At 54.0% G+C, this 6,072-nt stretch carries 5 protein-coding genes; 1 reads left to right on the top strand and 4 read right to left on the bottom strand.

Annotation, left to right across the window (positions count from 1 at the left end; all coding sequences use genetic code 11):
* Nucleotides 1–297: integrase core domain-containing protein (locus BLR80_RS12480; RefSeq protein ID WP_143012179.1), on the top strand; the 297-nt coding region annotated here is incomplete at its 5' end.
* Between the two features lie 313 nt (nucleotides 298–610).
* Here the strand turns inward: BLR80_RS12480 and sucD are convergent.
* The 4 genes from sucD to BLR80_RS12460 all read right to left on the bottom strand — a co-directional run bounded on the left by sucD (nucleotide 611) and on the right by BLR80_RS12460 (nucleotide 5,738).
* Nucleotides 611–1,483 (bottom strand): succinate--CoA ligase subunit alpha, encoded by an 873-nt coding sequence (gene sucD, locus BLR80_RS12475; protein WP_092080851.1) that lies wholly within the window; start codon nucleotides 1,481–1,483, stop codon nucleotides 611–613.
* Nucleotides 1,484–1,495: 12 nt separating this feature from the next.
* Nucleotides 1,496–2,659 (bottom strand): ADP-forming succinate--CoA ligase subunit beta, encoded by a 1,164-nt coding sequence (gene sucC / locus BLR80_RS12470; RefSeq protein ID WP_092080848.1) that lies wholly within the window; start codon nucleotides 2,657–2,659, stop codon nucleotides 1,496–1,498.
* A gap of 91 nt (nucleotides 2,660–2,750) precedes the next feature.
* The gene (nhaD, locus tag BLR80_RS12465) at nucleotides 2,751–4,169 is read right to left on the bottom strand and encodes a sodium:proton antiporter NhaD (RefSeq protein ID WP_092080845.1); all 1,419 of its coding nucleotides are present in this window, start codon (nucleotides 4,167–4,169) and stop codon (nucleotides 2,751–2,753) included.
* A 165-nt stretch (nucleotides 4,170–4,334) separates the two neighbouring features.
* The gene (locus BLR80_RS12460) at nucleotides 4,335–5,738 is read right to left on the bottom strand and encodes an aldehyde dehydrogenase family protein (RefSeq protein ID WP_324292438.1); all 1,404 of its coding nucleotides are present in this window, start codon (nucleotides 5,736–5,738) and stop codon (nucleotides 4,335–4,337) included.
* Nucleotides 5,739–6,072: the final 334 nt, after the last annotated feature.

The following is a 6,072-nucleotide window of genomic DNA, read 5'->3' as shown; positions in this document are numbered from 1 at the left end:
CGAGGGCTATCCCTGCGCATGGATCACGGCACCCAGTACCTCTCAGACCATTTTCAGAACCAGATCAAGTTCTGGGGGATCACTCCCAGCTTTGCCTTTGTTGCCGAACCCCAGACCAATGGAGTTGCCGAACGGTTCAACCGCACCTTGAAAGAGCAGGCCATCTATGGCCGGGTTTTCCGTAACATCACCGACGTTCGCGAAGCCGTGATGACCTTCGTGGAGCTTTACAACAGCGAATGGCGTGTTGAGAAAAACGGCTTCAGATCACCCGATGAAATCCGTCAGGCGGCGTAAGCTAAACTTGTGTCCAGGGAACCGGTTCCGCTACAGGGAGTGTTCGCAACCACCATGCCGACGTCATGGTACTTGAACTCTGGATTATCCCTTCGTGAGCTCATAGGCACACCTCCTGCTCCTGTTAGGGCAATTGGTGTGTCCGCTGAAGTGAAGGTAGCGATACAGGGATAGCGGCTGTCTGGCATGACAAAGTGGGGGAGTGTCCGCCTGTGTGGCCGACGCTCCCCCCAATGATCAAGAAATTACCTGTAACCAGGCATTTAAAAGGCCTCAGAAGGAATGTTTTTCGACTGAGGTTGGAAGCTTTGCTCTACGGTTTCCAGATTTTGAACAGGGCTTCAGCCATTTCGGCTGGGGAATCGGCAACGCTGATGCCGCATGTCGCCAGATGTGCCTTCTTGGTGGCTGCATCACCTTTGCCGCCTGAAATGATGGCACCGGCGTGGCCCATGCGTTTGCCCGCAGGCGCGGTCGCACCGGCGATAAAGGCGGCCACGGGCTTTTTCATGTGATCGCGAACAAAATCTGCAGCCCGTTCCTCAGCGTCGCCGCCGATCTCACCAATCATGATTATGGCATCAGTGCCGGGATCTTCTTCAAACATCCTGAGTACATCCAGGTGGCTGGTGCCGTTGACAGGATCACCGCCGATGCCGACGCAGGTCGATTGGCCGACGCCACTGGAGGTCAGCTGCCACACCGCTTCGTAAGTCAGGGTGCCGGAGCGGGACACCACACCGACGTTACCGGGTTTGTGAATGTAACCGGGCATGATGCCGATCTTGCACTCGCCCGGAGTGATGACCCCGGGACAGTTGGGACCTATCAGACGGCAATTTTTGCCTTCCATGTATTTTTTGACCTTAACCATGTCAAGGACGGGCACGCCTTCGGTGATGCAAATGATCAGTTCGATGCCGGCATCAACGGCTTCCATGATTGCATCAGCACTGCCAATGGGTGGCACATAAATGACTGAGGCGTTGGCGCCAGTGGCCTTGACCGCGTCTTCAACCGTATTGAAGATCGGAAAACCATCGATCTGCTGTCCTCCCTTGCCGGGTGTGACACCGCCGACCATCTGAGTGCCGTAATCACGTGCGCCTTGGGCATGGAACAGGCCGGTTGAACCGGTAATGCCCTGTGTGATAACCCTGGTATTTTTATTTATTAGAATACTCATAGTGGCTTCTCCCTAACCATTGACTGCTGCGACGATTTTTTGCGCGGCATCGGCCATGCCATCAGCGCTGACGATGTTGAGACCGGATTCAGCCAGCAACTTCTTACCCAGCTCAACATTGGTTCCTTCCAGCCGGACAACGAGTGGCACCTTGACCCCGACCTGTTTGGCGGCTTCGATGACACCCGTGGCAATGACATCGCACTTCATGATGCCGCCAAAAATATTGACCAGAATCCCTTTTACTTTCTTGTCGGAGAGAATGATTTTGAAGGCTTCGGTCACACGCTCGATGGTTGCACCGCCGCCAACATCGAGGAAATTGGCGGGTTCGCCACCACAGTGCTTGATAATGTCCATGGTCGCCATGGCCAGGCCAGCGCCATTGACCATGCAGCCGATATTGCCATCCAGCGCGATGTAGGACAGATCGTACTGGGATGCCTCGATTTCCATGTGATCTTCTTCATCGTAGTCGCGCAAATCGCGGATGCGCAGATGGCGGAACAGCGCGTTGTCCTCGATATTCAGCTTGGCATCCAGACACATCAGGTCGCCTTCGGCTGTTTTGATCAAAGGATTAATTTCCAGCAGTGAACAATCGGTTTCAATAAATGCCCGGTAAAGGCTCATAAACAAAGGGACGGCCTGCTTGACCTGTGGCGCGTCAAAACCGAGTTTAAAGGCAACCTTGCGCGCCTGGAAAGCCGTCAAGCCGACGGTTGGATCAATGGCTTCGAAAAAAATTTTCTCCGGTGTGTTGGCGGCGACTTCTTCAATGTCCATCCCGCCCTCAGCGGAAGCCATCATGGTGACCTTTGATGTGGCTCGGTCAACAAGAAAGGATACATAAAATTCATCCGCAATATTGCTGCCCTTTTCCACCAGCAGCCGCTTGACGGTTTTGCCTTCGGGGCCGGTCTGGTGTGTCACCAGGGTCATGCCGATCATGTTGCGAGCGTATTTTCGAACCTCATCGGCGGATTTGGCGATCTTGACACCGCCACCCTTGCCGCGGCCGCCGGCATGAATCTGAGCCTTGATGGCCCAGGGCCCATCACCGAGACGCCGGGCCCAGTCGCGGGCCGCATTGCTGTTGTAAACCACATGTCCCTCCGGAACCGGGACACCGAAATGTCTGAGAACGGCTTTCGCCTGATACTCATGAATGTTCATAGACACCCTTCCTTTTTGTATAAGATTGTTTCCGCCGCAGCCGGACGGCGGTTAAAGTCGATGATACAAATCAAAAAAACAGGCCGGCGATTCAATGAAAAAGACGGCCATTCACCAGCAAATGCACCACGATGCTGGCGGCATAACCCAGCGCGATGGCCGGAGTGAACACCAGATGGCGGCCGAAGGTATAGATACCGCGAGCACTGCCCATCAGCGCTACCCCGGCCGCCGACCCGATGGACAGCAGGCTGCCGCCAACCCCGGCGGTGAGCGTTACCAGTAACCAGTGGCCGTGGGACATGTGTGGTTCCATGGTCAGTACGGCGAACATCACCGGGATATTGTCGACAATGGCGGAGAGAACACCGACCAGCACGTTGGCCGTAAGGGGGCCGAGTCCGGCATACATGGCGTGGGAGGCCAAGGCCAGATAGCCGAACTGGCCCAGCCCGCCAACGCAGAGGATGACTCCGTAGAAAAACAACAGGGTGTCCCATTCGGCGCGGGCTATTTTACGGAACAGGTCGAAACCGGAGTGTGGCTCCTCACTGGTCATATCCATGGGTTCATCGGCCATGATCCGGGCGTGATCCTTCTTTTTGATGTAGTAGGAGAATATGCCCAGATAGCCCAGCCCCAGCATCATGCCAGTGGCTGGGGGAAGATGTAGAAAGTTGTGAAACGATACGGCTGTAACGATGGTGCACAGAAACAGGAAAATAATACGTTTGGCGCCAAACTTCATACGGACCGATTCATCCAGCGCCTGCGGTTTTTCCTTGCTGATAAAAAAGTTCATGATCAGCGCCGGCACCAGCCAGTTGGCCAGCGATGGCAGAAACAGAGCGAAAAACTCACTAAATTCGACCACGCCCTTCTGCCACACCATCAGGGTGGTGATGTCACCAAATGGCGAAAACGCGCCACCGGCGTTGGCGCCGACTACCACATTGATGCAGGCCACAACGACGAAACGCTGGTTAGCTCCGCCCACGGCCATGACCACCGCGCCCATCAATAAAGCCGTCGTAAGATTGTCAGCCACTGGCGAAATCAGAAACGCCAACAGGCCCGTTAACCAGAAAATCACCCGTAATGAAAAGCCGCGCGATACGAGCCAAGAGCGCAATGCCTGGAATACGTTGCGCTCTTCCATGGCGTTGATATAGGTCATGGCTGCCAGCAGAAACAGCAGCAGTTCAGCGTATTCAACCAGATTGTGCATGACGGCGTGATGCGCAGCCTCCGATTGCCCGGCCTTCTTGAACGCGATGGCTACCAGTACCCAGATGATTCCGGCTGCCAGCAGCACCGGTTTGCTTTTGCGCAGGTGCAACTTTTCTTCCATGATCACCAGGGTATAGGCGCCGACGAACAGCACCAGGGCGAAAAGACCCAGCGCTGAGCCGGTCATATCCATCACCTGGTGACCGTTTTCTCCTGCCCAGCCAGGAAGCGCCAGCAGGGTGAACAGCAGCGTAATCAGAGTTTTCACAGCAGCCCCCATGTTGAAATTAAATTAAGCGGCATAAAAGCAGAAGCATTGGCCTGACCATGGATACCGGCAGCATGAGTTGATTTGTCCAAAAGACCTAAATCCGCTGTTATCCTTCTCTCATTGTCAGTAGAGGCTCTGGGGCACGAAGATTGTTTCCCAGAGCCTCTCACCTCATCAGGCCGCGTTCCTGCGCGCCAGGCGCTTAATGTTCAGAAGATTTTTGTAGCCAACATTTTCCGTGGTGATATTTCCCCCTTTAGCGCCGCAACCCAGGGTCAGGGATGGAACAAAGGCGTTGTAAAGTGCGCCGATCGTTCCATGGACCGAAGGCTGATTCCAGACCACCCGGTTGGCCGGCACGGAAAGGGCATACTCCCGCGCGATTGCTTCATTCTGGGTAAAAATAACGGCGGAATGGCCGGCGCCGCCGAATTCCAACTGACACCGGGCTGCGGCAATCGCCTCATCTTTGCTGCTGGTAATGTACCAGCCCAGCACCGGAGACAGTTTTTCATGGCTCATCCAGTCTTCGGGACCGGTCGTGTCCAGCGGTACCATCAGCATCTTAATGTCTTCGGAAACCGAAAAGCCGGCCAGATCGGCAATGAACTGCGGTGATTTGCCGACAATTCCGATGAAGGGCACGCCTCTATCTTTGTCAAACATGACGGCTTCGAGCTTGGCCTTTTCTTCTTTGTTGCACAGGTAGGCACCCTGGCTCTGGAATAATTGGAGAGCCTTTTCGGCTACTTGGGCGTCATCGAAAATCACCGACTGGTCAGAGGAACAAATGGTTCCGTTATCGAAGGTTTTCGAAGCAATCACATCGGGAATGGCAATCTGCAGATCCGCGGTTTTTTCGATGAACACCGGGACATTGCCTGGGCCGACGCCGAGGGCGGGATGGCCAGAGCTGTACGCCGCTTTGACCATGGCGCCGCCGCCGGTCGCGATAATCATATCCACATTCGGATGACTCATCAGGGCGTCGGTGGCCTCAATGGAGGGGGTTTCGATCCACTGAATGCAATTCTCAGGAGCGCCGGCTTTAACGGCAGCATCCAGCACGATACGGGCGGCTTCCACGCTGCAGTTCTGCGCCTTGGGATGAAAGGCAAAACAGATCACGTTGCGGCCCTTGAGCGCGATCAGGGCTTTGAACATGGTTGTCGATGTGGGATTTGTGACCGGAGTGACTGCGGCAATCACACCAAAGGGCTCTGCGATCGAAATGATACCGTTATCTTCTTCAATGATTCCTACCGAGGGTTGCCCCTTCATGTAGTCGTAGACCACCTGAGTGCCAAAGTTATTCTTAATGATTTTGTCTGCTACCTTGCCGATACCGGTTTCTTTGACAGCCATCTCGGCCAGTCGCTCCTTGCTGGCCACGCCGGCGGAAGCCATGGCCTCGGTAATTCTTTCGACATCCTCCTGAGTGAGCCCCTGGAATTGTTGAGCCGCTTTTTGCGCTCGAAGAATCATCTGATCAATCTGTGATGCGACATTGGACATGACATGTTTCCTTTCTCTACGGTTAAAATTGTTGGGCGGTGAGCAAAACCTCTGCACTCCCATTCAGCAACGCGCATGCCAATGCAAAAAAACCTCGTTCTAGAAAACCTTCAAATATTTTCCCTTTTTATTTCGTGTGTTTAGAGTGGCTAAAAAGCTAAGCGCCGTCCCTGTCGCTAAAGATTAAAAATGACACAAATAATAATGTTCCAAAATGGCACAGCTGTTGCTGTTTCAAGTTGTCGCAACATGAAACAGTCAACCCGGCGATTCTTCGCAAGGGCCGTTTTCAAGGAAGAAAATTCAGGCTCGTCAGCAGAATCTGTGGAGATATTCAGGTTCCGGCAACTTGCCAAGTTCATGATATAAGGCGATTTGCAGGCATTTCAGGGTTTTA

The organism is Desulfuromonas thiophila, from assembly GCF_900101955.1.
Taxonomy (GTDB): domain Bacteria; phylum Desulfobacterota; class Desulfuromonadia; order Desulfuromonadales; family Desulfuromonadaceae; genus Pseudodesulfuromonas; species Pseudodesulfuromonas thiophila.
The sequence above is the reverse complement of the archived record's forward strand: the minus strand, read 5'-3'. Positions and strand labels throughout refer to the sequence as shown.

Bases quoted from the DNA above. Each gene is read 5' to 3' on its own strand.
- sucD (WP_092080851.1), bottom strand. From the start codon at position 1,483: ATGAGTATTCTAATAAATAAAAATACCAGGGTTATCACACAGGGCATT.
- BLR80_RS12460 (WP_324292438.1), bottom strand. From the start codon at position 5,738: ATGGGAGTGCAGAGGTTTTGCTCACCGCCCAACAATTTTAACCGTAGA.
- sucC (WP_092080848.1), bottom strand. From the start codon at position 2,659: ATGAACATTCATGAGTATCAGGCGAAAGCCGTTCTCAGACATTTCGGT.
- nhaD (WP_092080845.1), bottom strand. From the start codon at position 4,169: ATGGGGGCTGCTGTGAAAACTCTGATTACGCTGCTGTTCACCCTGCTG.